The 26,859-nt window shown below is 44.6% G+C and carries 23 protein-coding genes and 1 tRNA gene; 8 read left to right on the forward strand and 16 right to left on the reverse strand.

From position 1 onward, the window contains the following. Positions 1–32 precede the first annotated feature (32 nt). Positions 33–117: transfer RNA gene (locus NL626_RS03115), tRNA-Tyr, on the forward strand. A 545-nt stretch (positions 118–662) separates the two neighbouring features. Here NL626_RS03115 and NL626_RS03120 read toward each other — a convergent pair. Next, positions 663–1,535, reverse strand: a complete 873-nt coding sequence (locus tag NL626_RS03120) for a Tim44 domain-containing protein (protein ID WP_005384268.1) — start codon at positions 1,533–1,535, stop codon at positions 663–665. Between the two features lie 392 nt (positions 1,536–1,927). Between NL626_RS03120 and NL626_RS03125 the strand changes: the two genes are divergently transcribed. The 3 genes from NL626_RS03125 (at position 1,928) to NL626_RS03135 (ending at position 5,450) form a co-directional block, all read left to right on the forward strand. Then, on the forward strand, positions 1,928–2,518 hold the full coding sequence (locus NL626_RS03125) for a TetR/AcrR family transcriptional regulator (RefSeq protein ID WP_005382308.1): 591 nt from the start codon (positions 1,928–1,930) through the stop codon (positions 2,516–2,518). Positions 2,519–2,531: 13 nt separating this feature from the next. After that, positions 2,532–4,406, forward strand: coding sequence for an MFS transporter (locus NL626_RS03130; protein WP_253656978.1), 1,875 nt, complete (start codon positions 2,532–2,534; stop codon positions 4,404–4,406). A 114-nt stretch (positions 4,407–4,520) separates the two neighbouring features. Then, on the forward strand, positions 4,521–5,450 hold the full coding sequence (locus tag NL626_RS03135) for a YeiH family protein (protein ID WP_005384270.1): 930 nt from the start codon (positions 4,521–4,523) through the stop codon (positions 5,448–5,450). Here the strand turns inward: NL626_RS03135 and NL626_RS03140 are convergent. From NL626_RS03140 to NL626_RS03170, 7 genes are all read right to left on the reverse strand, one after another. Further along, a complete protein-coding gene (locus NL626_RS03140) occupies positions 5,447–5,635 on the reverse strand; it encodes a hypothetical protein (RefSeq protein ID WP_031780888.1) in 189 nt (62 codons plus the stop codon). The genes NL626_RS03135 and NL626_RS03140 overlap by 4 nt on opposite strands. Before the next feature lie 100 nt (positions 5,636–5,735). Then, entirely contained in the window at positions 5,736–7,163 is a 1,428-nt protein-coding gene (gene menE / locus NL626_RS03145) for an o-succinylbenzoate--CoA ligase (RefSeq protein ID WP_213901039.1), read from the reverse strand. Beyond that, positions 7,148–8,137 carry an o-succinylbenzoate synthase gene (gene menC, locus NL626_RS03150; RefSeq protein WP_053350471.1) on the reverse strand — a complete coding sequence of 330 codons (990 nt, stop codon included), beginning with the start codon at positions 8,135–8,137 and terminating at the stop codon, positions 7,148–7,150. The genes menE and menC overlap by 16 nt, the downstream gene beginning before the upstream one ends. A 125-nt stretch (positions 8,138–8,262) precedes the next feature. Next, entirely contained in the window at positions 8,263–9,129 is an 867-nt protein-coding gene (gene menB / locus NL626_RS03155) for a 1,4-dihydroxy-2-naphthoyl-CoA synthase (RefSeq protein WP_005382318.1), read from the reverse strand. After that, positions 9,122–9,949 carry a 2-succinyl-6-hydroxy-2,4-cyclohexadiene-1-carboxylate synthase gene (menH, locus tag NL626_RS03160; protein WP_053350470.1) on the reverse strand — a complete coding sequence of 276 codons (828 nt, stop codon included), beginning with the start codon at positions 9,947–9,949 and terminating at the stop codon, positions 9,122–9,124. The genes menB and menH overlap by 8 nt, the downstream gene beginning before the upstream one ends. After that, positions 9,936–11,654 (reverse strand): 2-succinyl-5-enolpyruvyl-6-hydroxy-3-cyclohexene-1-carboxylic-acid synthase, encoded by a 1,719-nt coding sequence (menD, locus tag NL626_RS03165; RefSeq protein ID WP_213960403.1) that lies wholly within the window; start codon positions 11,652–11,654, stop codon positions 9,936–9,938. The genes menH and menD overlap by 14 nt, the downstream gene beginning before the upstream one ends. Beyond that, the gene (locus tag NL626_RS03170) at positions 11,651–12,958 is read right to left on the reverse strand and encodes an isochorismate synthase MenF (RefSeq protein WP_253656979.1); all 1,308 of its coding nucleotides are present in this window, start codon (positions 12,956–12,958) and stop codon (positions 11,651–11,653) included. The genes menD and NL626_RS03170 overlap by 4 nt, the downstream gene beginning before the upstream one ends. 217 nt (positions 12,959–13,175) lie before the next feature. Here NL626_RS03170 and NL626_RS03175 point away from each other — a divergent pair, with 217 nt between their 5' ends. The 3 genes from NL626_RS03175 (at position 13,176) to NL626_RS03185 (ending at position 16,403) form a co-directional block, all read left to right on the forward strand. Beyond that, positions 13,176–14,390 (forward strand): pyridoxal phosphate-dependent aminotransferase, encoded by a 1,215-nt coding sequence (locus NL626_RS03175; RefSeq protein WP_053303263.1) that lies wholly within the window; start codon positions 13,176–13,178, stop codon positions 14,388–14,390. 90 nt (positions 14,391–14,480) lie between these two features. Then, positions 14,481–15,065, forward strand: a complete 585-nt coding sequence (gene yfbR, locus NL626_RS03180) for a 5'-deoxynucleotidase (RefSeq protein ID WP_017634778.1) — start codon at positions 14,481–14,483, stop codon at positions 15,063–15,065. Positions 15,066–15,080: 15 nt separating this feature from the next. Next, positions 15,081–16,403: an anti-phage deoxyguanosine triphosphatase gene (locus NL626_RS03185; protein ID WP_253656980.1), complete on the forward strand. Its 1,323-nt coding sequence runs from the start codon at positions 15,081–15,083 to the stop codon at positions 16,401–16,403. 6 nt (positions 16,404–16,409) lie between these two features. Here NL626_RS03185 and NL626_RS03190 read toward each other — a convergent pair whose 3' ends face one another. Then, positions 16,410–17,024 carry a tRNA-uridine aminocarboxypropyltransferase gene (locus NL626_RS03190; RefSeq protein ID WP_025766956.1) on the reverse strand — a complete coding sequence of 205 codons (615 nt, stop codon included), beginning with the start codon at positions 17,022–17,024 and terminating at the stop codon, positions 16,410–16,412. A 3-nt stretch (positions 17,025–17,027) separates the two neighbouring features. Between NL626_RS03190 and rrtA the strand changes: the two genes are divergently transcribed. Next, positions 17,028–17,579 carry a rhombosortase gene (gene rrtA, locus NL626_RS03195; protein ID WP_253656981.1) on the forward strand — a complete coding sequence of 184 codons (552 nt, stop codon included), beginning with the start codon at positions 17,028–17,030 and terminating at the stop codon, positions 17,577–17,579. Between the two features lie 98 nt (positions 17,580–17,677). Here the strand turns inward: rrtA and NL626_RS03200 are convergent, their stop codons facing one another. The 7 genes from NL626_RS03200 to tig form a co-directional block, all read right to left on the reverse strand. Further along, complete coding sequence (locus NL626_RS03200; RefSeq protein ID WP_031777211.1) at positions 17,678–17,962, reverse strand: helix-hairpin-helix domain-containing protein; 285 nt, start codon at positions 17,960–17,962, stop codon at positions 17,678–17,680. Between the two features lie 255 nt (positions 17,963–18,217). Further along, a complete protein-coding gene (gene ppiD / locus NL626_RS03205; protein WP_149191947.1) occupies positions 18,218–20,077 on the reverse strand; it encodes a peptidylprolyl isomerase in 1,860 nt (619 codons plus the stop codon). A 201-nt stretch (positions 20,078–20,278) separates the two neighbouring features. Then, positions 20,279–20,551 carry an HU family DNA-binding protein gene (locus tag NL626_RS03210; RefSeq protein ID WP_005382341.1) on the reverse strand — a complete coding sequence of 91 codons (273 nt, stop codon included), beginning with the start codon at positions 20,549–20,551 and terminating at the stop codon, positions 20,279–20,281. Positions 20,552–20,742: 191 nt separating this feature from the next. After that, on the reverse strand, positions 20,743–23,094 hold the full coding sequence (lon, locus tag NL626_RS03215; protein ID WP_005382343.1) for an endopeptidase La: 2,352 nt from the start codon (positions 23,092–23,094) through the stop codon (positions 20,743–20,745). A 130-nt stretch (positions 23,095–23,224) separates the two neighbouring features. Further along, complete coding sequence (clpX, locus tag NL626_RS03220; protein ID WP_005382345.1) at positions 23,225–24,505, reverse strand: ATP-dependent protease ATP-binding subunit ClpX; 1,281 nt, start codon at positions 24,503–24,505, stop codon at positions 23,225–23,227. A gap of 70 nt (positions 24,506–24,575) precedes the next feature. After that, positions 24,576–25,202, reverse strand: a complete 627-nt coding sequence (clpP, locus tag NL626_RS03225; protein WP_005382347.1) for an ATP-dependent Clp endopeptidase proteolytic subunit ClpP — start codon at positions 25,200–25,202, stop codon at positions 24,576–24,578. A 105-nt stretch (positions 25,203–25,307) separates the two neighbouring features. After that, on the reverse strand, positions 25,308–26,615 hold the full coding sequence (gene tig, locus NL626_RS03230; RefSeq protein WP_005382251.1) for a trigger factor: 1,308 nt from the start codon (positions 26,613–26,615) through the stop codon (positions 25,308–25,310). Positions 26,616–26,859 lie beyond the last annotated feature (244 nt).

Below are 26,859 nucleotides of genomic sequence, written 5' to 3' on the forward strand. Positions count from 1 at the left end.
GGGAAACTAACTTTTAAGTATAAAAATACCCTGGAGGGGTTCCCGAGTGGCCAAAGGGAGCAGACTGTAAATCTGCCGGCACTGCCTTCGATGGTTCGAATCCGTCCCCCTCCACCATATTGAAGAAGCCAGCTCATTGAGCTGGCTTTTTTCGTTTCAGGATCTTGATAGCATAGTCCTACTACAACGAACCTTTCACTCCTAACCGAAACTCTGCTCGATTGAATACCTATCACAGTAAATAAGTGATCAGAAATAGCGTAGGGAAAATGCTTGAGAACAAGGCGCAGTTATCGAGTATTTTAACAAGCTAGAATGACCAGTTATTTACTACGATTGGTATAACCTATACTCAATCTCACTAAAGCAACCAACCCCATGTGAAACTCCACAAACAAAAGGCTGAGGAGCAGATCTTTACCCTACAAACAATGTACTAGCTATTTTGATTTTGTTAGTTCGTATGGCCTTAATATGAATGTTCAATATAAATAGGAAAACACTTGAGGACTTACTAGAAAAAGTGGGCTCGCAAAATTACCAAACGGACTCAATTAGTGATGTTTGTATAAAAACACGTACAAGAAATATAAATGATAGATACAAAAAATCCCGCAGGGGATGCGGGATTTTTACTAGTGACTAAATTGGTTTAAAGGTGACTAGCCTTGAATACCAACGATTAACCATGGCGCATTAGGCGCAGTCAAGTCACGCTCTAGGTGCCAGATATCTTCGATTTCTTCTTCAACACCTTCTACTGTGTCACGGTAACGACCGCTAAACTGCAGACTAAGCTGTGCTTTATTTGCATCGTAATCAGCACGGACGATCTCCGCATCAACGTACATTACGTCAGTATGCTGCTCACCGTCGAGCTTCGCGCGCTCTGCTTTTAGGTCTTCAAACAAGCTTGGAGAAACATATTCTTCAATAGTTTCTAGCTGGTTGTGATTCCACGCACCTTGCAGGATTCGATAGTGTTCACGAGAACCATTAATGAACGCTGCTTGGTCAAAACCCGGTGGGTAGTTATGTGGTACGTCTGTTTGAGCGCCAAAACCACCAAAGCCACCATTATTTGTGTTTGGTTGTTGCTCAAAGTTTTGCATGTTTGGTTGCTCAAACTTAGATGCGTTGCCACCAAATGCAGGCTGTTGACGATGCTGGTTCATACTGCCCTGCTTCGCACCTAGCATACCGCGCATTAGTTTAAAGATGACAAAGGCAATCAAACCAATAATTAGGATATCCATAAACTGGATACCTTCAAAAGCACCGCCAAAGAATGCAGCAAGTAGACCACCAGCAAGAAGTCCGCCTAGCAGACCACCCATAAGGCCTTTCTTACTTGAAGACTTTGTCGTCTGATCTTTGCCGACCGTATTGGTGTTTTGTTGCTGTTGTTTCGGTGCTGGTGCAGTTTTGTAGCTCTTACCGAAAGACTTACTGCCACCAAACTTCTTCGCTTCCGCGATAGGCGTTACAGCAACAGTAAACATCAATAAAGCAACAATAGAAAATAAACGTTTCATCGTTATCCTTAAAGTTAGCTATCTAAGATAGTGCCCCATTTTCAAGACGAAACAATCGTTGTTTCAAACAGTAGCACGCCAAAGATGATTTTTAAGTCATCATACTCTGTATACCGATTGATGAAAATAGCTTATAGAAGCTGACATGTATCAGAATATTGCCAAAAATGCAGACTGCTCACACTGCTTACAATTCAGCTGAAGGCGCTTGATCAATGTAAAAAAAGTATGGAATAAGTTCACTAATACTCCAGATTGTTTTACTTGAATTAGAATCAGTGACACAGCTCAGAATCCTACACCTTGAGGGCACTTGGACACATTGCCTTGTTGACGGTTAATAGGTAGCTGACTATCATATTGAACGATGTTCAATAAAGTAGTTTGAGAGTATGGCGCGCAGAAACGATCACACCCGAGAAGAGTTAGTGAATTTGACGTTAACAACGGTCAAAAACTTTTTAGATGAGAATTCTTACCACGAACTCAGTCTTCGTAAAATCGCTAACATGATTGGTTACGTGCCAAGCACATTGGTAAATGTTTTTGGTAATTATAATTTGTTGTTGCTTCATGTTGTCGCTCAAACTTTAGATGAGTTATCTCAAGAAGCACGCAAAGCGACTAATGACAGCAAAGACTCCCATCAAGCGCTTTTTGAACTCGCTTATTGCTACCACGATTTTGCTCAAAAACACCCATACCGTTGGCAGTTAGTGTTCGAACACAACATGAATGGAGCAGAACTTCCGGAATGGCATGCCAAACGTATCGATGGTATGACGGGAATGCTAGAGTCACTATTGGCTCAAATCGCACCACATCGTACTGAATCCGAAGTGATTCAAGCGAGTCGAGTCCTTTGGTCTGGCGTACATGGCATTACTTTACTCAGTGTCGATGATAAGTTTTTCTCTAGTGAACCGATTGATGGCAAAGAGTTGATCAGTAATCTTCTTTCCAACTACCTCACGAACTGGTAACAAAGGATTATACATGTCATCCGACAGACAGCCGTCCTTACTTACGCAGAGAAAATTCCTGCCCTATTTCATTACTCAATTTTTTGGCGCTTTCAACGACAATATTTTTAAAAACGTTTTGCTGTTGTTTGTCGCATTCGCTGGCTCCAGTGCACTGCCTATTTCGAGCAATTTGTTCATCAACCTTGCGGCAGGCTTGTTCATTCTACCGTTCTTTCTGTTCTCTGCTTCCGCTGGCGTATTAGCCGACAAATATGAAAAGTCATGGTTTATTCGTAAGGTCAAACTATTTGAAATAGCCATCATGCTGTTAGGTGCCATCGGATTCATAACCGAAAGTTATGGTGTGCTTTTATTGCTACTGTTTTTAATGGGCACACAGTCAGCATTTTTTGGCCCAGTTAAATATGCCCTTTTGCCTCAAAAGTTAAATGCTAAAGAGTTAGTGCCCGGCAATGCTCTTGTTGAAGCTGGTACCTTTATCGCCATCCTTATTGGCACCTTAGGCGCTGGGATTATAGCCTCTGCAGACAACGCAAAATACCTCGCCGCATTTTGTGTCGTGATCTTCGCATTGTTAGGCTACTTGTCGAGCCGCTCAATCCCCTTTGCTGCAGCCAGCGCGCCCAATCTCTCTTTTCGTTGGCAACCATACAAGCAAACCAAACACACGCTCTCTATCGCCAAATCCGATCGAGTTGTTTTTCAATGCATAATGGCAATAAGCTGGTTTTGGTTTTTAGGCGCCGCATATCTAACACAATTTCCGAATTTCACTAAGATTTACCTAAATGGCACCGAGAGTGCGGTGTCTTTCTTGCTCGCTCTATTTTCCATTGGTATCGCGCTAGGGTCGCTACTTTGCAATTGGATCTCAAACCATCGTATCGAAGTCGGTATTGTGCCAATTGGTGCCTTTGGCATTACGGTATTTGGGTACCTAATGGCCACTTCCATTCCCAATGATCTACCTACTTTCCATAACTTTGTAGACTTCTTTAGATATGAGCCTTTTTGGCCATTATTTTTCTACCTATTGATGATTGGCGCTTCGGGCGGTTTGTTTATCGTGCCTCTTTACGCATTAATGCAGCATCGAGCAAAGGAAACCGAACGTGCTCAAGTCATCGCAGGGCTCAACATTTTTAACTCTCTGTTTATGGTCGGCAGCGCTGTCTTAGGTATTGTGTGCCTAAGTGTAATCAAGATGACAATTCCTCAACTGTTTGCATTGTTAGCCATTTTAAATTTCTTAGTCGCCGCTTACATCTTTTTGCAAATTCCTATTTTTGTTGTTCGCTTTGTCATGTGGATGCTTACGCACACCATCTATCGAGTTAAGCATAAGAATCTACACAACCTACCCGAGCATGGTGGGGCATTGATTGTATGTAATCATGTAAGCTACATGGATGCATTGCTACTTAGTGCGGTATGCCCAAGGTTGATTCGTTTTGTGATGGAGGAAGATTACGCCAACCTACCTCCATTAAGGCGCTTTTTACGTCGAACTGGGGTAATTCCAATTTCAGCGAGTAACAGAAGCTCTATCAGACGTGCATTTAACTATGTGGAAGCTGCGCTAAGCGAAGGTCATATCGTCTGTATTTTCCCTGAAGGAAGATTAACTTCAGATGGTGAAATGAATGAATTCATGCGAGGTATTGATATCATTCTACGTCGTAGCCCAGTACCCGTCATACCTGTTGCACTTAAAGGCTTATGGGGAAGCTATTTCAGCCGCGCAAAAGGTCGCGCATGCTGTGGCTTACCGACTCGATTTTGGTCAAAGCTAGAAATTGAGGCAGGACAACCGGTGCCACCAAATGAAGCAACGGCAAAAACAATGTTCGATAAAGTGCATCAACTTAGAGGCGACTGGCGATAAATACACTTGAACACATGTTTAGGATAACTGAACATGTGTTCAAATCATTAAGACAAACTGACCACACCCAGTGCGATATACTCTCCCTTTCATTCACAACAGCGAATAAAAACCTTGAATAGAAACTACCTCCTGTTTGGATTGGCGTTACTTTTTTGTCTAACCCCTCTTGCCTCCTCTCCCATTGCTCTAGTTATCGGTTTTCTACTCGCAAGTTTTGGTTTTGTGCCTTCCGAGCTGCCCATCGCTTCTTTTACTAAAAAGCTGCTGTCTTACTCGATTATTGGCTTAGGCTTTGGCATCAACTTTGAGCAAGCACTTGCAGTCACATCGGATGGTATCGGCCTGATCATCGCCACTATTACAGGCACACTGATCATGGGCACTCTCATTGCCAGGGTAATTAAATTGGAGCGAGTAACCGCTTACTTAATCTCATCAGGTACTGCAATTTGTGGTGGTAGCGCAATTGCTGCTGTGGCACCGGCGATTAAAGCGAAAGACGAGCAGATTGGATTAGCACTGGCAACGGTATTTGTCCTGAACTCCATTGCACTCTTTGTGTTTCCTGTGATTGGACATGCTTTAGGGCTAGATCAACACACGTTTGGCACATGGGCTGCGATTGCCATTCATGACACATCTTCTGTTGTCGGGGCTGCCTCGGCCTATGGGGAAGAAGCGCTAACTACGGCAACAACATTGAAACTCGCGCGCGCTTTATGGATCATTCCTGTTGCTTTGATCAGTGCCGTCATCTTTTCAAGAGGCCAAAAAGAGAATGGAAAGAAAAAACTAGCTATCCCTTATTTCATTTTTTGGTACTGTGCAGCTATCGCGTTTAGCGACTTCTTTCCTCAATTTGAAATGGTCTATCACGGCATTTTCATTGGAGCAAAGCAAGCGTTGGTTGTATGTCTGTTCTTGATAGGTTGCAGCATTTCAATTTCAAAACTAAAGTCAGCTGGAGCTAAGCCGCTGTTGTTTGGTGTGACTCTGTGGGTGCTAATTTCTACCACTTCTCTAAGTTGGTTACTGTTTTAGATATTGGTGGTCTGCTTATCGCGTTGAGGGGGCGGTATTTCCCGTTTGCTATTTTTGTATATAACGACCAACGCAATAGCGATCAAAAATGCCGTCAGCTCTGCAAGAGAGCGGGCTAGCCCTTCACTACTTATCGCGATACCAATTTGTAGTGCTACTGCCGCAATTAAAACTAGCTTTGCCATCCTGAACCTTATGCATTTTCTCTCCACTAAGAAGCATAATTATGATTCAGAGTTATAAGGATACGAAATTCTCTTTATGACTAATACATAGCAAAATTGACTAATGCTGAAGTGATGACAACAGCCACTCTTTCACGGCCTTACGTGAAATTTTGATCCCACCTTCTAGTAGAGTTTCTGGCATTACATGGTATTCCACTGGCCATTTAAACTTCTCTAACTTTGATTGCAAGTGCTGGTCATACTCCGACTTGCTGCGCAATCCATTGGTCTGAATCACAGCTACTGGTCTATGACCAAACTCCGCGTCTTCGACTGGAACCACTATACTCTGCACTACACCATCAATTTGGTTCAAAGCGGCTTCAATCTCTTCACAATGGATATTCTCACCACCAGAGATAAACTGATTGTCGGCACGGCCGATTATCTTTAATTCATCACCTTGCCACTCGCCAAGATCTTTGCTGTCAAACCAGCCTTTCTCATCCAGAAATGGGGTAACATGTCCTTGATGGAAATACCCTGCCGCTAATGTCTTACCGCCAACAAAAATGCGTTGGTCAACTAATTTTATCTTACGGTGCTTCAATACATGCCCAGCATTACTGGTGCAGTCAATTCTCTTTGCGGTAACGGTAGAGGCCGCCTCCGTCATCCCATAACCTAACCATGTCTCAATGCCTTGCCCTGTTGCTCGTAGTGCCAACTCGTGATCAACGTGGCTGCCGCCCAGTAGCACATGTGTCAATGACAAATGTGCATCATCATCCAATAACCGTTTTAGCTGAGTCGCAACCAAAGAAGCGTGTGATACGCCCTGAACATCATCAACAAGTTTCCCTGAACCGACCTTTAGTGTTGCTCCGACATATAGCCAACGATAGACAATCGCTAATCCAGAGACGTGATACAGCGGAAGCGATAATAGCCAAGCATCTTGCTGAGTGAAAATGAACTCCTGCAACAAGCCCTCTGCAGACGCAAGATGCTGTCGATGTGTATGAACCACAGCTTTAGGCTCCCCTGTAGAGCCAGAAGTAAATACTACTGAAGCTAGCCGGTCATGATGATAGCTATCTTCAGTCAACGAATCACTCTCTTGCTGTGATACTACAGGCGGTGAAAGCAATGTTGCCTTGAGTTTTTGTATATCATGTTCAGAAAAGGTCGAAGCGCACTCCTGAGAAAACCAGATAAACCGAGTTTGATCAGGCCTGTAAAGTGCAGCAAGCTTACCCTGCAACTTATCTAGTGGTTGTTCCATGGTCAGCGCAGCGAGCGCGCCTAACTGTTTGGAGGCAAGATAAAACAACAGTGTTTCTACTTGGTTCTTGCCAACCAAAGTCAGCACATCCCCCCGAGTTACACCCAAGTCATTCAAATAGTGAGTGTATTGGTCAATACGCTTCGAGAGTTGTTGCCAGTTTAATACTTCTGTTGATGTCTTGAGTGCAATAGAAAAAGGGCTCGTTTGAGCCCAATATTTCCATGGTGCCTTCGCAATATTGTCTACGCAGAATGCCACACAATCTCCTGGTCTTTTAGAGGAAGAACGGGAAGTTCACACTTAGGCCAGCCCTGCTCTAGCTGAGCCTTGAATAAGCCAATCGTATCCAAACCTGGAACTTCATCAGGCAGCTGCCATTGGGCAAAGCGCGCTAATTGAGTTAAACCGAGACTGGATTCAATGCTCGAGCTAATCACTGCTTTCATCCCCAGTGACTTCGCTTTCTCTATCAGTGTAATACAAAAATCCACTGAACCAATGAGTGTGGGTTTGATGATGATCGTTTTCACACCAGTTAGATCTTCAAGACGGAAATCTTCACGACGAACCGCATCTTGCAATGTTTCATCCCAAGCGATAGCAATACCAGTATTAATCGCAAAAGAGAGACTATCGCCAGGAGAGCGGCACGGCTCTTCTAGAAACGTGATTCGTTGACGCTGAGACGGAGCAATGTACTTAGCGAACTGCTGCGCTTTTTCAGGTGTCCAAGCGCGATTGGCATCGAGTCGAAGCGTTAATTGAGGGATTGATTCAAGAAAAAGGTTCACAAGCATGCCATCGCGAATTGGCTCATAAAGTCCAACTTTCACCTTAGCGACTTTCTCACCTTCCATCTCGTTCAGCTTTGGAATGAGCTCATCTGGGTCGCCAGTGCATAGTGGCGCTGTTTGGTATTTACCTTGTTGTGGTAAGCCACCAGCTAATTCAAGCTGTGCCATCGATAAACCAAACGCAACCGACGGGTACATCTTGGCATAATCCACATCCAACTCTGCTACCCAACGCTCCGCCTGTTCTTGTAGCTGAACACCCGCATCTTCGGTGCTCTCTAAGCTAAAACCAGGAAGAGGAGCGACTTCTCCAAGCCCTGTTTTACCATCTTCGGAAAGCGCAACAACATAACCAACACGTTCGGTTAGCTTGTTGTCACGTAGGATGACACCACTATCCATGGGCAAGCTATAACGATAAATTTTCGCTTCACGCATAATTCAAGTCCTATGTAATGCCGTATATTTGAGCGTTCTGACGAGCAATCCCACCAGCCTCCCAGAGGGCAAGGCGCTCAGGAAAAAAGGAACAGAGGAGCTAACACGCTCCTCATTTAGACGGATTATGGGTTGCGAGGGAATTTATCGAAGTCTGGGCGACGCTTCTCGTTAAAGGCATTACGACCTTCTTGGCCTTCATCAGTCATGTAGAACATCATCGTTGCGTTACCCGCTAGCTCTTGCAGACCCGCTTGGCCATCACAGTCCGCGTTTAATGCAGCTTTTAAGCAACGCAGTGCCATTGGGCTGTGCTGTAGTACTTCACGACACCAACGAACGGTTTCTTTCTCTAGATCCGCTAGTGGTACAACTGTGTTTACTAGGCCCATGTCTACTGCTTCTTGAGCATTGTAGAAACGACATAGGAACCAAATTTCGCGAGCTTTCTTTTGGCCTACGATGCGAGCCATGTAAGATGCACCCCAACCGCCATCAAATGAACCCACTTTAGGGCCTGTTTGACCAAATTGAGCGTTGTCAGCTGCAATCGTTAGGTCACACATCATGTGCAGAACGTGACCACCGCCAACAGCCCAACCCGCTACCGATGCGATCACTGGTTTTGGACAAGTACGAATATCGCGCTGGAAGTCCAATACGTTTAGGTGGTGTGTACCTTGGTCGTCTTTATAGCCGCCGTAGTCGCCACGGATCTTCTGGTCGCCGCCAGAACAGAATGCGTCTTCACCTAGACCTGTCAGAATGATCACGCCAACACCAGAGTCGTAACGCGCATCTGCCAACGCATCAATCATCTCTTTTACCGTTTGAGGACGAAACGCGTTACGCACTTGAGGACGCGCAATGGTGATTTTCGCGATACCATCTTCAGACTTATGGTAATGAATGTCCTCGTATTTCTCGCCGCAATCTTTCCATTGAACCGGAGCGTAAAGTTCTTCTTCAGAAATGCCTACTGTTTTAGCCATGGTGATTCCCATTGTTCTCGTTACTCTCACCAAAGTGAGACTGAATTATTTGCTTGGTATGTATCGCAAACTGTTTGGGCTGCTCTTGATGGACGTTATGACCAGCGCCTTCAACTTGTCGATACGCCAACCCGCTACGTTGTGCCAGTTGGCTAAATTTTTGGTCTTTCTCACCACACAAGTAATACACTGGTATGTTCTGCTTTTGCAGTGAGGGCAACAAATATGCCTGTTTGGCTAACGATGTCGTCATCAACATATTCGCCACCGCTGAGCCAAGATTATCACTTCGCTTCGCAATGAATGTTTGTCTTTGCTCATGGTTTAGTGAAGAAAACACCGCTTGTTGGTACCAATCGTTCAAAACACGTTCAAGTGGTTCAGTTTTGAAACGCATTGCCCAGCGAGCATCATTCTCTAATCTCACCTGTTTCTCTGACTCAGTTTGAAGCCCGAAGTTTCCCCCTTCAACAATCGCGCCCGCAATATTGAGATCTGGAAAGCATTGATGGGCAATACCATGCATCGCAATGCGGCCGCCCATAGAGTAACCAATCAAAATAAGTGGTTGTTGTGAGGGAAATAATAAAGATAGTGTGGAACCAAGAAGTTTGCAGCAATCATTTAAATCGCAGCAAAAAATAGATTGGCTGCGTCCGTGACCAGGAAGGTCAACCGTAACACGCTCATATTCGGGTAATGCATTTAAACACGCGAGCCAATCGGCACCGCTACCGAGTAAGCCATGCAAAAACACCAAAGTGGGCAACGTTCTACTTTGGTGTTTTTCTAATACAGGGAAACGTTCAAAGTAAAGCATTCAGACTCTTATTAAATGCCTTGAGTGTCTCAGCAGCTTGGTTAGATGGGGTTTGAACCTCGACCAGCAACGTTCCTTGGCCGTGACATAAATGCTCTTTTACAGATGATTGGAATTGCTCCAGTGTAGAAACATGCAAATACGCCAAACCAAACTGCTTTGCCGCGTGTTCAAACTGATAACCATGAGGCATTTGATAATATGTCGTTCTGCGCTCTGGTGGTACTGGCAACATATCAAAAATCGCACCGCCGTCATTATTAGTAACAACAAGTATCGCCGGCAGTTTATTGTGAGAAAATAGCGCCAGAGAATTGAGATCATAAAGTGCTGCTGTGTCACCGATATACATTAGTAACGGATTACCTCTTGCCCGTTGCACGCCTGATGCCGCAGCAAACAAACCGTCAATCCCTGACGCGCCTCGATTAGTGAAAACCTCTACACCATCCAATTTTCCGTACATATCAACAAGCCGAACAAACAAGCTATTACCCAAGAAAACATCTACGTTCTTTGTGCGCTCGTTGATGTCTGCTGCCAACGCAATTTCGTCAATGGCAGACGCTGAATCAGATAGGAAGGCTTCTTCGATACGTTGATGAACTCGCTTAACGTCATTCGCTAACCTATCAGCCCACCCAGCAAATATTGACTTCTCAAAACTAATGCGAGAAACCCACGTTTTAGGAGGCTCAACCCAGTGCATTTGCGCCAGATGATTTTGGTTATTCCGGTCCATACAAGGTGAGACATACCAATACTGAACGTCTTTACTTTGTTGATTTTTCGATACTTGTTTATCAATCCATTGGTTCAAACGTTTGGAGATGATTCGGCTACCAAATTGGATAATAAGTTCACAAGATTCAAGCTCGTTTGCAAACTCGGGAAGTTGAAGCCATACATCGTAATACGCCCAATCCGAACTGAGGCCACTTTGCGGGTCTGCAAGTACTGGCCATCCCATCTTTTGTGCAAATGCCTGCGCCGACTTCGCTTGTTCAAGCGGTAAGCTGCCAATCACAACCAAGCCTTTTTTGTCCGAAAAAGGCGGGATGTTCGCCTGTGACAAATGGCTAAAACGCTGAGTATAAGTGCCGCTTCCTTTTCGCCATCCGGCGACCGAATCTAAGTAAGTTTGATAATCCGCTTTTGCGCCGTTGGAATACAAAGGCTCTGGAAATGCACAATTAATATGAACAGCACTACCCTGCAATTGCTGAGTAAACATCACTTCGTCAACAGAGGTCAGCAACCAGTTAAGCGACGTTGCTAAATTTGGGCTTGGTAAATTCAAACTGGCCGAAACATGATGTGAAAAAATACCCAATTGATTTATCGCTTGGTTTGCACCACAGCCGACAAGTTCTACTGGACGATCTGCTGTCAGCAGCACCAGTTTTTCACCAGTAAGTTTGGCTTCGGCAACCGACGGTAATAGGTTCGCCACTGCCGTACCAGAGGTAACGATAATTGCCACTGGCTCCTGAGTAGCTTTCGCTAAACCAAGAGCCATAAAGCCCAGTCCACGCTCATCAAAATGAGTATGAATGGAAAAGTCGGACTGTTCTGCCGCTTCTAAAGTTAAAGGAGTAGAACGAGATCCGGGAGCGATACAAACATGCTTAACGCCAAATCGCTGAAGCTCAATCAATATGGTTTCTGACCAAACTCGATTGAGCACCGCTTGGTCATGACTCATGATGCGACTCCCAATGGCGGATGATCAGAAATCAGCGTAAGTAACGTCGACATTTTCTTATCAAGTTCTGCCCACTCATGTTCTGCCACAGAACCAGGCACAATCCCTGCGCCCGCAAACAGTTGTACTTGATCACCGAGCACAAGCGCGCTTCTGATTGCGACACAAAACTCTGCTCGTTCATGGCTTATATAACCCATTGACCCCGCGTACCAGCCGCGTGCAAAGGGCTCATTATCAAGAATAAACTGCATGGACTCTTGTCGGGGTAAGCCAGCAACCGCCGCTGTTGGCTGAAGCGCCGATAACAACTGAACACCATTTATCCCCGCTCTTAGACTAGCGTGAATATTTCGCTTAAGGTGCTGCACTTTTCGTAGTCTGACCAAACTCGGTTCAGCTTCCACTTCAACCATTTCAGAATGCGGTGATAGACGGTCAATGATGTCGTCCACCACATACTGGTTTTCGTTGAGGTTCTTTTGGTCTTGGGATAACCAATTCGCCAACTCCATATCTTGAGTGGCATTGTCTCCCCGACCAATCGTACCTGCTAACGCTTCGGTATGTAGCTCATGCCCTACGCGAGAATACAAACGTTCTGGCGTAGACCCCATAAAACTGTGCTTACTGTCTAAGCTCAGCATGAAATGGAAGCTATGATGGTTATTTAAGTAACTTGCTTTAAGTAGCTGTGCAGCACTTAATGTGTTATCAAGCTGCACGGTAGAGCGACGCGCTAAAACCACTTTCTTAAAATCATCATTCTCTATACCAGTCAGAACCTTATGAACTAACTCATTCCATTGAGGCTGACTTGGCGTATGAACAATAGAGCGGATGTGAGACGAAATTGGAGCTAAGGTCGCGACCTCACAAACCAGTTTATTCAACCCAGCTAGAGTTCGCGATTTGTCTTCTGAAATATTAACTGCGAGAGACCACTGTTGGTCAAAACGAATTAACTCAATTTGAGGCAAAAAGAAAAAAGAAGGCATACAGCGGCGATTCTTCTCATGCTGTCCATCAAAAGAGCGCCCGCCCCAGACTCTTTGCCCTTCACCTAGAATGGTATAAGCAGGACCTGGCTCAACAAAAGCGTGCAATTGCCCTAGTGCAACGACCTCTTCACGTGTATCGCGGGACTGCCAATAAAACTTAGGGAAAAGTGGTTGTGCATCAAGCCAATCAACAAATGAGAAATTAGGTTTCTCGCTAAGGGGCTCGACCAGACGTGTTTGATTGCCTTCCGATTGCTGAACTCGCTCGATAATTCTCTTTACGGCTTGATGGAACTGTGACAAATCAACCTCGTTGTATGTGAGGATAAATGGTAACTGACGGCTACTCTAAGTTTAGACCCAAAGCAAATCAAGGTCGTATGCGATCTTTTGCAAAATCCTGTGATAGCAAGCGAGCAAAACCTAACCAGCAGACAGATTATTTACAGATATATATTCTAATAAAAAACAAATTATTGTATTTTAATAAAGAAATTAACGAATTTTTAGGAATTAAACAATGCAAAATATCGGGATGTCGTCAAAACTCGACAATGTCTGCTACGACATTAGGGGTCCTGTACTCAAACATGCTAAGCGCATGGAGGAAGAAGGGCATAAAATCCTAAAGCTAAACATTGGTAACCCTGCCCCATTTGGTTTTGACGCCCCTGATGAGATTTTAGTCGACGTGATTCGTAATCTGCCGACTTCTCAAGGCTATTGTGATTCCAAAGGTATTTACTCTGCTCGTAAAGCTGTGGTCCAACACTATCAGCGTAAAGGTATACGCTCGCTAGATGTCGAAGATGTGTATGTAGGTAACGGCGTGTCTGAGTTGATCGTAATGGCCATGCAAGCGCTATTAAACAATGGCGACGAAATGCTGATCCCAGCACCAGACTATCCGTTATGGACAGCTTCAGTTGCACTATCTGGTGGTAAGCCGGTTCATTATCTATGTGATGAAGAAGCTGACTGGTACCCAGACCTTGAAGACATCAAAAAGAAAATCACACCAAAGACACGTGGCATTGTTCTGATCAACCCGAACAACCCGACAGGTGCGGTATACAGCCGTGACTTCCTACTTGAAGTGATTGAGATAGCACGCAAGCACAAACTGATCATTTTCGCAGATGAGATCTACGACAAAGTGTTGTACGACGGTGCAACACATACCTCAGTCGCCACACTCACTGAAGACGTGCTAGTCATGACATTCAATGGCCTTTCAAAAGCCTACCGTGTTTGTGGTTTCCGTGGTGGCTGGATGTTCCTAACGGGGCCTAAACATCTGGCTCAAGGGTACGTGAATGGCTTGGAGCTGCTTTCATCAATGCGTTTATGTGCAAACGTACCAATGCAACATGCCATTCAAACCGCGTTAGGTGGATACCAGAGTATCAATGAACTGATTTTACCTGGCGGACGCTTATTAGAGCAGCGCAACCGAGCGTATGAATTGATCAATCAGATTCCTGGTGTTTCTTGTGTCAAACCTAAGGGTGCGATGTACCTCTTCCCGAAAATCGACACTAAAATGTACAACATCAAGAACGATCAGCAGATGGTTTTAGATTTCTTAAAACAAGAGAAGGTCTTACTGGTGCAAGGTTCTGGTTTTAACTGGCCAAAACCAGACCACTTCCGCATCGTGACACTACCGCACGTTGAAGATCTAGAAATCGCCATTGGACGTTTTGAAAGATTCCTATCAACCTACAGCCAGTAATGAATCACTGGTAGTAATTAGTGCTGATCTCTCATATGCTTAGAGGAACTCCTAGTGAGTTCCTTTTTTACACCAGAAACGGAGAAAGCCATGAAAGAAAGCCATTTTTTCGCCCACCTGGCTCGAATGAAGCTGATCCAACGCTGGCCTTTAATGCGGTCCGTCTCACCAGAAAACGTTTCAGAGCATAGCTTACAAGTTGCTTTTGTCGCTCATGCCCTTGCCCTAATTAAAAACAAAAAGTTCGGCGGCAACCTTAATCCAGAACGCATCGCGATTCTGGCCATGTACCATGACTCCAGTGAAGTATTAACGGGTGATCTTCCAACTCCAGTGAAGTATTACAACCCTGAAATTGCCAAAGAATATAAGAAGATAGAATCGGCAGCGGAACAAAAATTACTCTCAATGTTACCGGAAGAGTTCCACGATGATTTTGCCCCCTATCTTCTTTCTCACTCTGCACACGAAGAGGACGCAAAAATCGTTAAGCAAGCCGATTCCATCTGTGCCTATTTAAAATGTCTTGAAGAACTAAGCGCCGGCAACCATGAGTTCGCTCTGGCAAAAAAACGCTTAGACGTCACTTTGCAAGAACGCAGAACGCCTGAAATGGATTACTTTCTCAATACCTTTGCCCCAAGTTTCGAATTATCGTTAGATGAAATCAGTTAGCTTACGGAGATAATCGTGTCGTTTGAATTACACCCGCAATGGCAAGAGCGCCATGATGATGAGCATAAAATCCGTCGAGACGACCATCGGAGCCCGTACCAACGAGACCGAGCGCGCATTCTTCACTCGGCTGCATTTCGACGCCTACAAGCAAAAACCCAAGTACACGGCAATAGCTTGGAAGACTTTCACCGCAGTCGGTTAACGCACTCCTTAGAAGCGTCGCAACTTGGGACCGGTATCGTCGCCCAGTTAAAGAAAAAACAACCAGAGTTCCGTGAACTATTACCATCAGACAGCTTAATTGATTCATTATGTTTGGCGCACGACATCGGGCATCCTCCATACGGTCATGGGGGAGAAGTCGCTCTAAACTACGTAATGCGCGAACATGGCGGCTTCGAGGGGAACGCCCAAACCTTTCGTATCGTCACTAAGTTAGAGCCTTATACTGAGCATTTCGGAATGAATTTATCACGCCGCACACTGCTTGGTTTGATTAAGTACCCTGCCCTCGTTAGTCAAACACGCTCCGTCAAGTTGCCTCAACCAGCCGAGCATCAACGTAAACTAAAAGCAAAAGATTGGAGCCCAGCTAAAGGCATTTATGATTGTGATAAAGACTTATTTGATTGGGTAATTGCACCGCTTTCTGACAACGACAAGGCATTGCTTAGTCTGATGCGTTCAACGCCAGAATCGGAGTTTGAGCACAGTAAAACGCGTTTTAAATCACTCGATTGCTCAATCATGGAGCTAGCAGATGATATCGCCTACGGTGTTCATGATTTAGAAGATGCAATCGTACTTGGTATGGTGACACGTCAGCAATGGCAAGAAGGCGCAGCAAGTCAATTAGCGGACTGTGGCGACCCGTGGTTTGAAGCTCATATCGATTCCATCGGACAGATGCTATTTAGCGGTAAGCACCATGAGCGGAAAGATGCTATCGGTGGTATGGTTAACGCGCTACTGACCAGCATTTCAATCAAAACGGTGGATGAGCCGTTTAATAACCCGTTACTGTCTTGGAATGCGTGTTTAGAACCACAGATGGCACGTGCACTTGACGTACTCAAGCACTTTGTCAGCACCTTCGTTATCCAAGTCCCGCAGGTCCAGATCGTTGAGTATAAGGGTCAGCAAATTATTATGGATATTTTTGAAGCGTTAACAGCAGACCCAGAGCGATTACTACCCGTTCATACAAGAGATCTGTGGTGTCAGGCGAAGAGCGAGAGCAATAAAATGAGGGTCATCGCCGATTATATTTCTGCAATGACCGATGGTCACGCGCAAAAGCTACACCGCCAACTTTTCTCTTCCATCGTTCTTTAGTAACACTCAACCTTTCAAGTAATTCTTTTCAAAAACGCCCGGAGGCATCTGGGCGATTTGGAATTCGATCATCTTTTCAAACGCACGCATCAGCGGTGTAAAGTCTCGCTCGGGTTCAAGCAAGCGAAGCGAATGATAACCAGCCTCGACTGTCGATAAGCTATTCTCAGAGGGCGCCTTACGAATGGTGTAGTGCCCTTGTAGTTGCTTAGGCAACTGCACGGTTGGGAGTGGATGTAAGTTGCTTGAGAGTTGCCACATTTTGTACGCTTTTTTCCACGTACCATCGAGCAAAATCAAACGTATTTTCTTAGATACACTATGACTCGCTTGAGTGATTTCAGAAATGCATCGTGACTCTTCTGATGGGTAAAGAACAAAATGTTGATATGACTCATCCGCTAATAAGTGATTTAAGGCATCATCACAAGAAAAGTCCTCTCCTATCAAACAAATACAGTTATCTAAACTCAAATTGAGAATCCGTGCCGTACCAAGCGGACGATGTTCTTCACTCGTGTGCTGAAGAATGATAAGTTCTACCTCGCTTGCCAGCGGTACAATCCATTGGCAAATACACGCTTTTTGCGATTTTCCACAACGAGAACAATAACGAGACATAGAGTGAACCTTTATACCTTGCTGAGTATTATCAGCGTGATCTGTTTGATACTTCAATTTGAACCAATGGCAAGCCTAACCGAGTGGCACAGCTACAATATACGCCATGGTGAGTGGTGGCGAATCGTAACAGGAAATCTCACACATACCAACTTTGCGCACTTAGGAATGAACCTCGCCGGATTGTGGATCATTACTTTTATTTTTTGCCCAAGCACTCGTAACTTCCTTATCGTTTTTTCAATCTTATGTGCATGTGTTGGTGCGCTGAATTTGTTTACCAACATGTCGGTATACGTGGGTTTATCCGGCGTATTACACGGATTGTTTGGATTTTGGGCGCTCAGAGAAGTCTTTGAAAGCAGAAGAAGCAGTGTGTTGTTAGTTGGAGGACTAATCGCCAAAGTAGCATGGGAGCAGGTCTATGGCCCATCCAGCAGTACTGCTGAGCTTATCGGTGCAAACGTTGCTATTGATGCTCATATGTTTGGCGCACTCGGTGGGTTAGTAATGGCTTTACTGGAAAAAGGCCTTCGCCGTCGTTTATTCGGATAAAAAATCCCGAACCACGAAAGAGGGGCTGGTTCGGGAAAGCAGTAATAGGGAAACAGATATTGTTCTGAATTCAGACTCAATATCTGCAATACATCAAGCTACAGTAAAATGCGGTCTTCGTTTTTCTTAACTGTCGCTTCACCTATGCCTTTTACGCTCTTCAAATCTGCTGCCGTTTTAAAAGGGCCATGTTCCTCGCGGTAGTCCACTATACTCTGCGCTTTCTTCTCACCTATACCTTTCAACATGGTCGCAATTTCTTCAGCAGTGGCCGTGTTGATATTTACAGTAATTTCAATTCCTTCATATTTGTCAGTGGCTGAATCCGCAGCCATGCTAAAAGGTGCAAAAACAAATAAGCACAATGTCAAAATCCATTTCATATTGAACATACAATCTCCAAAATAGTAGGCTAAAAACAGTCATCGAGAGCGAGTCACTATCAAGTTTGCAATGGAAAGCAATATGGTTATGCATTTAACAAACTGAGATGACCCGGAATTCACAACGGCCGCTATCACTTAAACGCGCACTAATTTAAGTAATGCCTATTGATGATTGAAGTTCATAAAGACAAAAATAAAACGGACCGCTTATGCGGTCCGTTTTATTCAACATACAAATTACACTAATTGTGCTTAGTTGCTCACAACAAAGTACTCAATGTCAGTATTTGCACGCAGTACGGCTAGTACAGATGATAAATCTTGCTGAGAAGATGCACGCTGCATTTGCATCGCAACTTGATCTTCTAACTCACTATCTAGCTCTGCGTTTACAGCATCAAGCTCGATGATAATGATGTTACCTTCAAGATCTTTAGACTGACCGTATACTGGTTTACCATCGACTGGTTTTGCCATCGCGAATACCGTTGTTGCTAACGGAGAACGACGATCTACTGTCTCTTGTTCACCAAAGGCAAGATTGTTTTCAGCAAGCACGTTCGTCTTACCTTCTTTCAATGCCGCAACGACTTGTGTTCCAAGCTCCATCGCTTCTTGCTCACCTTTAACACGAGATAGCTCTGCAACAACCTGATCTTTCACTTCTTCTAGTGGAAGAACTGTCTCGTCACGCGCATCTTCAACACGAACAACGATAATATGCTCAGGCGCAACTTCAATAGCTTCAGAGTTTAGGCCATCTTCTTTAACTTCAGGACTTAGGATAGCTTGCATTACCGCAGGGCTACGAAGCACTTCAGGTGCATCAACCTGAGAAATAAAGTCCGTTGTCTTCACTTCTTGGTTAACCGCTTGAGAAGCATCATACAATGAGTCTGGGTATTCAAACGCTACGCGCTCAAGCTCATTTTGCAACTCGTAGAATTGATCGATCGCTTGTTGGTCAACCATCTCTTGTTTGATTTCAGCAGCGACTTCTTCAAATGGCTTCGCCACAGAATCTTTTAGCTCTTCAAGCTTGATAATGTGATAGCCAAAGTCCGACTTTACTAGACCCGACGTATCGCCAGGATTCTTCAGTGCGAATGCCGCTTCTTCAAAAGCAGGGTCCATCACATCACGCTCGATCCAACCTAAGTCACCACCGTTTTCAGCGCTGCCAAAATCGTCAGATTTATCTTGAGCAAGCGCCGCAAAATCTGCACCCGCGTTTAGCTCATCTAGGATAGCTTGCGCTTTTGCTTCATCGTCCCCTTCTACAAGAATGTGAGCGACACGGCGTTGCTCTTCTGAAGAGTATTTGTTTAAGTGCTCGTCGTAGTACTTTTTCACCTCAGCATCAGAAACATTAACTTGTTCCTTTAGCGCTTCAGCTGACAGTTCGATGTAAGAGACTTTAACCTGCTCTGGGCGTGTAAAGTTGTCTGGGTTTGCTTTGTAGTACTCTTGAATTTCTTCGTCGGTCAATTCAATATTTTTCGCAAACTCCGCTAAGTCGATCTGAATCGTGCGAATATCACGAGTTTGAGTGAACAGCTTGCCTTCTGCTTGTACTTCACCCGGCAGAATAAATTCACTGTTTTGTAGCGCATTCAGCAGTTGCTCACGAACCAATTCACGACGCATGTACTCAGCAAAAGAGTCTGGCGAAAAGCCTGCACGACGCAAAGAAGCTTGATAGATCTCTTGATCAAACTGACCATTAGATTGGAACTGAGGCATGTCTAGAATCATGCTACGCACTTGAGTGTCGCTGATTCGCAGACCCAAAGCTTCAGCTTGTTGGTCAAGCAACACGTCATTGATCATTCGATCTAAAACGGATTTGCGGAAAGATTCAACATATGCAGGGTCAGCCAGCATTTGAGAGAAGTAGTCACCCAACTGAGCTTGCATACGGTTACGCTCATTTTGGTATGCCATCTCGAACTCACCACGAGGAATCTCAGTGTTACCGACTTTCGCTGCAGAGTTGTTGCTACCACCAACGATGTAGCTACCTACACCTGCAAATACGAAAGACAGGATGATAAGTCCAAGGATAATTTTGACCGCGATGCTATTCACGCCTTCGCGTAGTCGATCCATCATAATTTAACTGCTCTCCACAATTGAAGCCTACTGCTTCTATCTAATAGAAATAATGGCGCAATAATATCAGAAAAAGAAATGCGCATCAGTATGATGCGCATAATTTAAGAAAGTTCGGCTCGAAGTTTGTAAATTTTTGTTCGAAACTTATTGTTTGAGCAAAAGTTAAGCAAATGGCCGGTTACAGAAATAACGCCGTGATTAGTTACAAGCGTCTTTCAGTGCTTTACCAGCTTTGAAAGCTGGTACTTTTGCTTCTGCGATTTGGATTTCTTCACCAGTTTTTGGGTTACGACCAGTACGTGCAGCACGAGTACGAACGCTGAATGTACCAAAGCCAACTAGAGCGACTTGATCACCAGATTGAAGAGTTCCGCTTACTGCTTCGATGAATGCATCTAGAGCACGACCCGCTGACGCTTTAGAAATATCTGCATTTTCTGCGATTTGTTCTACTAACTGAGTTTTATTCACTGTAATTTCCCCTTTGTGTCATCTGTGATTATTTTTGTGATGACTTTCGTTCCATTGTTAAGAAAATATGCTCCACCCCTTATTCATCAAGGGCTGGCAGCTATCGAAACTAACTTAGCGCCCAAAAAAAACGCTGACAAGCCTTTTTGGGCTTATCAGCGTAAACTTTTACTTATTTTTGCTACACATCACTATTTTTGAGACTCAAACTCAACGCCCGTCGGGTCTCGCTCTAGTGCGACTTTCAGTACTTCATCAATCCACTGTACAGGGATAACTTCCAGATCCGCGATAACATTATCAGGAATCTCTTCCAAATCACGCTCGTTATCTTTTGGAATTAGCACTGTCTTAATGCCACCACGGTGTGCCGCAAGTAACTTCTCTTTTAGGCCGCCGATAGGTAGAACCTCACCACGCAGTGTGATTTCACCCGTCATCGCTACTTCTGCTTTCACAGGGTTGCCTGTTAGAGAAGAAACCAATGCTGTACACATTGCTGTACCCGCACTTGGGCCATCTTTTGGTGTCGCGCCTTCCGGGACGTGTACGTGAATATCTTTCTTCTCGTAGAAGTCAGTATTGATACCTAGCTTTTCTGCACGAGAGCGAACCACTGTCATTGCTGCTTGGATAGACTCTTGCATCACATCACCAAGAGAACCCGTTTGTGTCAGCTTACCTTTACCTGGCATTGATTGAGTTTCAATCGTTAATAGATCGCCACCCACTTCGGTCCAAGCTAGGCCAGTTACTTGACCAATTCGGTTACTTTCATCCGCTTTACCGTAATCGAAACGTTGAACACCTAAGTACTCTTTTAGGTTGTCCATCGTTACCGTTACTGACTTGATGTCCTTATCCAGCAAGATGTTCTTCACCGCTTTACGGCAGATCTTAGAAATCTCACGCTCTAAGTTACGGACACCCGCTTCACGCGTGTAGTAACGAATGATGCCAATAATCGCAGAATCTTCAATGACGATCTCATCCGCTTTCAAGCCATTACGCTTCACTTGTTTATCAACAAGGTGACGTTTTGCAATGTTCAGCTTCTCGTCTTCGGTGTAACCAGATAAACGAATAACTTCCATACGGTCTAACAATGGACCCGGGATGTTCATCGAGTTCGATGTCGCAACAAACATAACGTCAGAGAGATCGTAATCCACTTCTAGGTAGTGATCGTTGAACGAGTTATTCTGTTCAGGATCAAGTACTTCTAGTAGAGCCGATGCCGGATCACCACGCATATCGGAAGACATTTTGTCGATTTCGTCCAATAAGAACAGCGGGTTCTTCACACCAACCTTCGACATCTTCTGGATCAATTTGCCTGGTAATGAGCCGATATAAGTACGACGATGACCACGAATTTCCGCTTCATCACGCACACCACCCAACGCCATACGAACATACTTACGGCCTGTAGCTGAAGCAATTGAACGACCAAGAGATGTTTTACCGACACCAGGAGGACCAACAAGACAAAGGATAGGGCCTTTTAGCTTGTTGATACGGTTTTGAACCGCCAGGTATTCAAGGATACGTTCTTTGACGCGTTCTAGACCGTAGTGATCTTCATTAAGAACCTCTTCTGCTTTCGCTAAGTTTTTCTTAACTTTTGAGCGCTTAGCCCAAGGAACGCTGACCATCCAATCGATGTAGCTACGAACCACTGTTGCTTCAGCAGACATTGGAGACATCATCTTAAGCTTTTGCAGCTCTTGCTCTGTCTTTTCACGTGCCTCTTGAGGCATTTTTGATTCGTCAATCTTCTTCTGTAGCGTTTCGAACTCGTCTGGTGCGTCTTCCATCTCACCAAGTTCTTTCTGAATCGCTTTCATTTGCTCATTCAGATAATACTCACGCTGAGATTTTTCCATTTGCTTTTTAACGCGACCACGAATTCGTTTTTCAACTTGCAGCAAGTCGATCTCTGATTCCATCTGGCCCATCAGGAATTCCAGACGCTCAGTGACGTCAACAATTTCAAGCACTTGCTGCTTATCTACCAACTTTAACGGCATATGAGCCGCAATGGTATCCGCTAAGCGTGCGGCTTCGTCGATACCATTAAGTGACGTTAGCACTTCTGGTGGAATCTTCTTGTTTAGCTTAATGAACCCTTCAAACTGATTAATCGCGCTGCGAACAATCACTTCTTGCTCACGCTCATCCAATTCTGGCGTAACAACAAATTCAGCTTCCGCTAGGAAGAAGTCACTCTCTTTAAAGTGATTGATTTTTGCTCGCTGCTGGCCTTCGACCAATACTTTTACTGTGCCATCCGGAAGCTTCAAGAGCTGGAGAATGGTGGCTACCGTACCTACGTCAAATAGGTCGTCAACCGTAGGCTCGTCAGTATCCGCTTGCTTTTGTGCCACAAGAAGAACTTGTTTGTTGGTTTCCATCGCCGTTTCTAGACAGCTAATCGATTTCTCACGACCAACAAACAATGGAATAACCATGTGTGGGTAGACCACTACGTCACGTAGAGGTAGTACCGGGATCTCGATACGCTCGGAACGTTCCAAGTTCATATAATTCTCTCTTCCGCTTTCACGTTTAACGTATTACTTAAGGCAGTATATGGGGGCTAATTGTTTGGATTCAATAAGAGAAATAAAAAAAGGAGGTAATTACTTACCTCCTTTTTCATTATGGCTGAATTTACTCTGCTCCAGCTGCCTGATTGTCTGCGTTACTGTAAATAAGCAGTGGCTCTGACTCGCCATTAATGACGGACTCATCAATCACGACTTTACTAACGTCTGTTGCAGATGGTAATTCGTACATGGTTTCAAGTAGCACGCCTTCAAGAATCGAGCGTAAGCCACGAGCACCTGTTTTACGCTCCATTGCTTTTTTCGCGATAGCGCGCAGCGCATCTTCACGGAATTCAAGTTCGGCGTTTTCTAGCTCAAACAATGCTGCATATTGCTTGGTCAGTGCGTTCTTCGGTTCACATAGGATCTGAATCAACGCTTCTTCATCAAGCTCAGTCAGTGTTGTTGTTACAGGTAGACGACCAATGAATTCTGGAATGAGGCCGTACTTCACTAAGTCTTCAGGTTCAACTTGAGTAAATAGCTCACCTACCGTCTTCGATTCATTCTTCGAACGAACTTCAGCACCAAAGCCAATACCTGTACCTGTTGCAACACGCTGCTCAATCACCTTGTCTAAGCCAGCAAAAGCACCACCACAAATGAACAGGATCTTAGATGTGTCCACTTGTAGGAATTCTTGCTGAGGATGCTTACGACCACCTTGAGGTGGAACCGATGCAACCGTACCTTCGATAAGTTTTAGTAGCGCCTGCTGAACACCTTCACCAGATACGTCACGCGTAATAGATGGGTTTTCAGCTTTGCGTGAAATCTTATCAATTTCATCAATGTAAACGATGCCGCGTTCCGCTTTAGCTACATCGTAATCACATTTTTGCAGAAGCTTTTGGATGATGTTTTCAACGTCTTCACCTACGTAACCGGCTTCGGTTAGTGTCGTCGCGTCTGCCATTGTAAATGGCACATCCAAGAATCGAGCTAATGTCTCCGCAAGTAGTGTTTTACCGCTACCTGTAGGACCAATTAGAAGGATGTTACTCTTACCAAGCTCCACACCTTCGCTCGTTGTATCACCATTGCGTAAACGCTTGTAGTGGTTATATACCGCAACTGCGAGCACTTTTTTCGCGTAATCTTGCCCGATCACATAGTCATCAAGGTGTTCACGGATCTGTTTTGGCGTTGGTAACGCTTCAGATTCTTTCTTAGGGAGAACATCCTTGATTTCTTCGCGAATAATATCGTTACATAAGTCGACACACTCGTCGCAAATGTACACTGACGGACCTGCGATTAGCTTGCGAACTTCGTGCTGACTTTTGCCGCAGAAAGAACAGTACAGCAATTTACCGCTGCCACTTTCTTTGCTTTTATCTGTCATTCGCTAACCTCTTAGCCTTTACTCTTCATGAATGAGTGTATATCAATTTTTGCCAAAATGCGCTGGCAAATTACTCGCCACGGTGGCTTAACACTGCATCCACGATACCGTATTCCACAGCCTGCTCTGATGACATGAAGTTATCACGATCAGTATCGCGCTCAATGACTTCAAGAGGTTGGCCTGTATGTTCTGCTAACAACTTGTTTAGCTTCTGTTTAATCGTCAGGATTTCCTGAGCATGGATTTGGATATCAGAAGCTTGACCCTGGAAACCACCCAATGGTTGGTGGATCATTACACGAGAGTTAGGCAGTACGTAACGCTTACCTGGCGCACCACCTGCAAGCAGGAAGGCACCCATTGAACATGCTTGACCCATACATACTGTGCTCACATTTGGCTTAATGAACTGCATGGTGTCGTAAATAGACATACCTGCTGTTACGCTGCCGCCTGGTGAGTTGATGTATAGGAAAATATCTTTATCTGGATTTTCAGATTCTAGGAAAAGTAGCTGAGCCACGACAAGGTTTGCCATGTGGTCTTCCACTTGACCCGTTAAAAAAATCACGCGCTCTTTCAGCAGACGTGAGTAGATGTCGTAAGAACGTTCGCCTCGGGAAGTTTGTTCAACCACCATTGGTACTAGCGCGTCCATAATTGGCGACATTGCATTTTTTTCTTGGTAGCTCATATTCTTATGTCCCTAAAATAAATGGCCCGGATGATGACTATCATACGGACCATTGTTAGCAGAATAGTTAACGTTAAGTCAACCTTCTACGCAAGATATTGCTTATTAAGCAGCAGGTTGTTGTTGGTTAAGTAGCTCGTTGAAGCCTACTTCTTTCTCAGAAACCTGTGCTTTAGCGATGATCGCGTCGATTGCTTGCTCTTCTAGAGCTACGTTGCGCATGTTGTTCATCATTTCTTCGTTTTGCTCGTAGTAAGCAATAACTTCTGATGGATCTTCGTATGCAGTAGCCATTTCTTCGATTAGCGCTTTAACTTTCTCGTCGTCCGCTTTTAGCTCTTCAGATTTGATTACTTCACCTAGTAGAAGACCAACAACTACGCGACGTTTAGCTTGTTCTTCGAACAGTTCACGTGGAAGCTGAGCAGCAGCTTCTGGGTTACCACCGAAGCGTTGTGCAGCTTGTTGACGTAGAACTTGGATTTCTTGCTCGATAAGCGCTGATGGTACGTTGATGTCGTTTTGCTCAACTAGACCGTCAATCGCTTGCTCTTTGATGCGGTTCTTAACAGCTTGCTTAAGTTCGCGTTCCATGTTCTTACGAACTTCAGCTTTAAGTGCTTCAACACCACCTTCAACAACACCGAACTTAGCAACGAACTCGTCGTTTAGTTCTGGAAGTTCACGAGCTTCAACTTTGTTCACTTTGATTGCGAACTTAGCTGCTTTACCTTTTAGGTTTTCAGCGTGGTAATCTTCTGGGAAAGTCACGTCGATGTCGAATTCCATACCAGCAGTTTTACCTGCGATACCGTCTTCGAAACCAGGGATCATGCGACCAGCACCCATTTCTAGAGGGAAGTTCTCAGCTTTACCGCCTTCGAACTCTTCACCGTCGATAGAACCAACGAAGTCGATGCTTACGCGTTTGCCATCTTCTGCTGCTTCTTCAACTTCAACCCAAGTTGCTTGTTGCTTACGTAGAGTATCGATCATCTCTTCTACGTCTGCATCTTTAACTTCTGTTAGTGGTTTTTCAACAGTGATGCTCTCTAGGCCTTTAAGCTCAACTTCTGGGTAAACTTCAAAAGTTGCAGTGAAAACTAGGTCTGAACCTTCTTTGTTCTCTACAGGAGCGAAAGTTGGAGCGCCAGCTGGGTTGATTTTCTCTTTAACGATAGCTTCGATAAAGTGGCGTTGCATTACTTCACCAAGAACGTCTTGACGTACTGCTTTGCCGTACATCTTAGCAACCATTTTTAGAGGCACTTTACCCTTACGGAAACCATCGAAACGACGGTTTTTAGCGATGTTGCGTAGTTCAGCTGTTACAGCGTCTTCGATGTTTGCAGCTGGAACAGTAATGTTTAGACGGCGCTCTAGGCCCTCTAGCGTTTCAACAGTAACTTGCATTATATATAAACCTCTAAAGTGGCTCGGTTTTCCGAGCGTATGAGCGAAACTCAGAGGAGCTTACGCTTCATCCTTGTGTAGTGTTCTGTCCGAACACCTAATTTAAAATCGAGTATCGATACTGGTTGTCAGTACCGGACTAATCAGTGATATCTTCGATAAAATAACCAAAGGTATCTCCTATTAGCCTCAGGACAGAATTTTTAGACGCGACATTCTAGCGATCTGTCGCAACCCTGTCGAG

It is taken from the genome of Vibrio sp. Y58_MX_L22 (assembly GCF_024181865.1).
GTDB lineage: Bacteria > Pseudomonadota > Gammaproteobacteria > Enterobacterales > Vibrionaceae > Vibrio > Vibrio alginolyticus.

What these genes read in the sequence shown, in the direction of transcription:
- NL626_RS03120 (WP_005384268.1), bottom strand. Translation starts at nt 1,535, where the DNA reads ATGAAACGTTTATTTTCTATTGTTGCTTTATTGATGTTTACTGTTGCT.
- NL626_RS03125 (WP_005382308.1), top strand. Translation starts at nt 1,928, where the DNA reads ATGGCGCGCAGAAACGATCACACCCGAGAAGAGTTAGTGAATTTGACG.
- NL626_RS03130 (WP_253656978.1), top strand. Translation starts at nt 2,532, where the DNA reads ATGTCATCCGACAGACAGCCGTCCTTACTTACGCAGAGAAAATTCCTG.
- NL626_RS03140 (WP_031780888.1), bottom strand. Translation starts at nt 5,635, where the DNA reads ATGGCAAAGCTAGTTTTAATTGCGGCAGTAGCACTACAAATTGGTATC.
- menC (WP_053350471.1), bottom strand. Translation starts at nt 8,137, where the DNA reads ATGCGTGAAGCGAAAATTTATCGTTATAGCTTGCCCATGGATAGTGGT.
- menB (WP_005382318.1), bottom strand. Translation starts at nt 9,129, where the DNA reads ATGGCTAAAACAGTAGGCATTTCTGAAGAAGAACTTTACGCTCCGGTT.
- menH (WP_053350470.1), bottom strand. Translation starts at nt 9,949, where the DNA reads ATGCTTTACTTTGAACGTTTCCCTGTATTAGAAAAACACCAAAGTAGA.
- menD (WP_213960403.1), bottom strand. Translation starts at nt 11,654, where the DNA reads ATGAGTCATGACCAAGCGGTGCTCAATCGAGTTTGGTCAGAAACCATA.
- NL626_RS03175 (WP_053303263.1), top strand. Translation starts at nt 13,176, where the DNA reads ATGCAAAATATCGGGATGTCGTCAAAACTCGACAATGTCTGCTACGAC.
- yfbR (WP_017634778.1), top strand. Translation starts at nt 14,481, where the DNA reads ATGAAAGAAAGCCATTTTTTCGCCCACCTGGCTCGAATGAAGCTGATC.
- NL626_RS03190 (WP_025766956.1), bottom strand. Translation starts at nt 17,024, where the DNA reads ATGTCTCGTTATTGTTCTCGTTGTGGAAAATCGCAAAAAGCGTGTATT.
- NL626_RS03200 (WP_031777211.1), bottom strand. Translation starts at nt 17,962, where the DNA reads ATGAAATGGATTTTGACATTGTGCTTATTTGTTTTTGCACCTTTTAGC.
- ppiD (WP_149191947.1), bottom strand. Translation starts at nt 20,077, where the DNA reads ATGATGGATCGACTACGCGAAGGCGTGAATAGCATCGCGGTCAAAATT.
- lon (WP_005382343.1), bottom strand. Translation starts at nt 23,094, where the DNA reads ATGAACTTGGAACGTTCCGAGCGTATCGAGATCCCGGTACTACCTCTA.
- clpX (WP_005382345.1), bottom strand. Translation starts at nt 24,505, where the DNA reads ATGACAGATAAAAGCAAAGAAAGTGGCAGCGGTAAATTGCTGTACTGT.
- clpP (WP_005382347.1), bottom strand. Translation starts at nt 25,202, where the DNA reads ATGAGCTACCAAGAAAAAAATGCAATGTCGCCAATTATGGACGCGCTA.
- tig (WP_005382251.1), bottom strand. Translation starts at nt 26,615, where the DNA reads ATGCAAGTTACTGTTGAAACGCTAGAGGGCCTAGAGCGCCGTCTAAAC.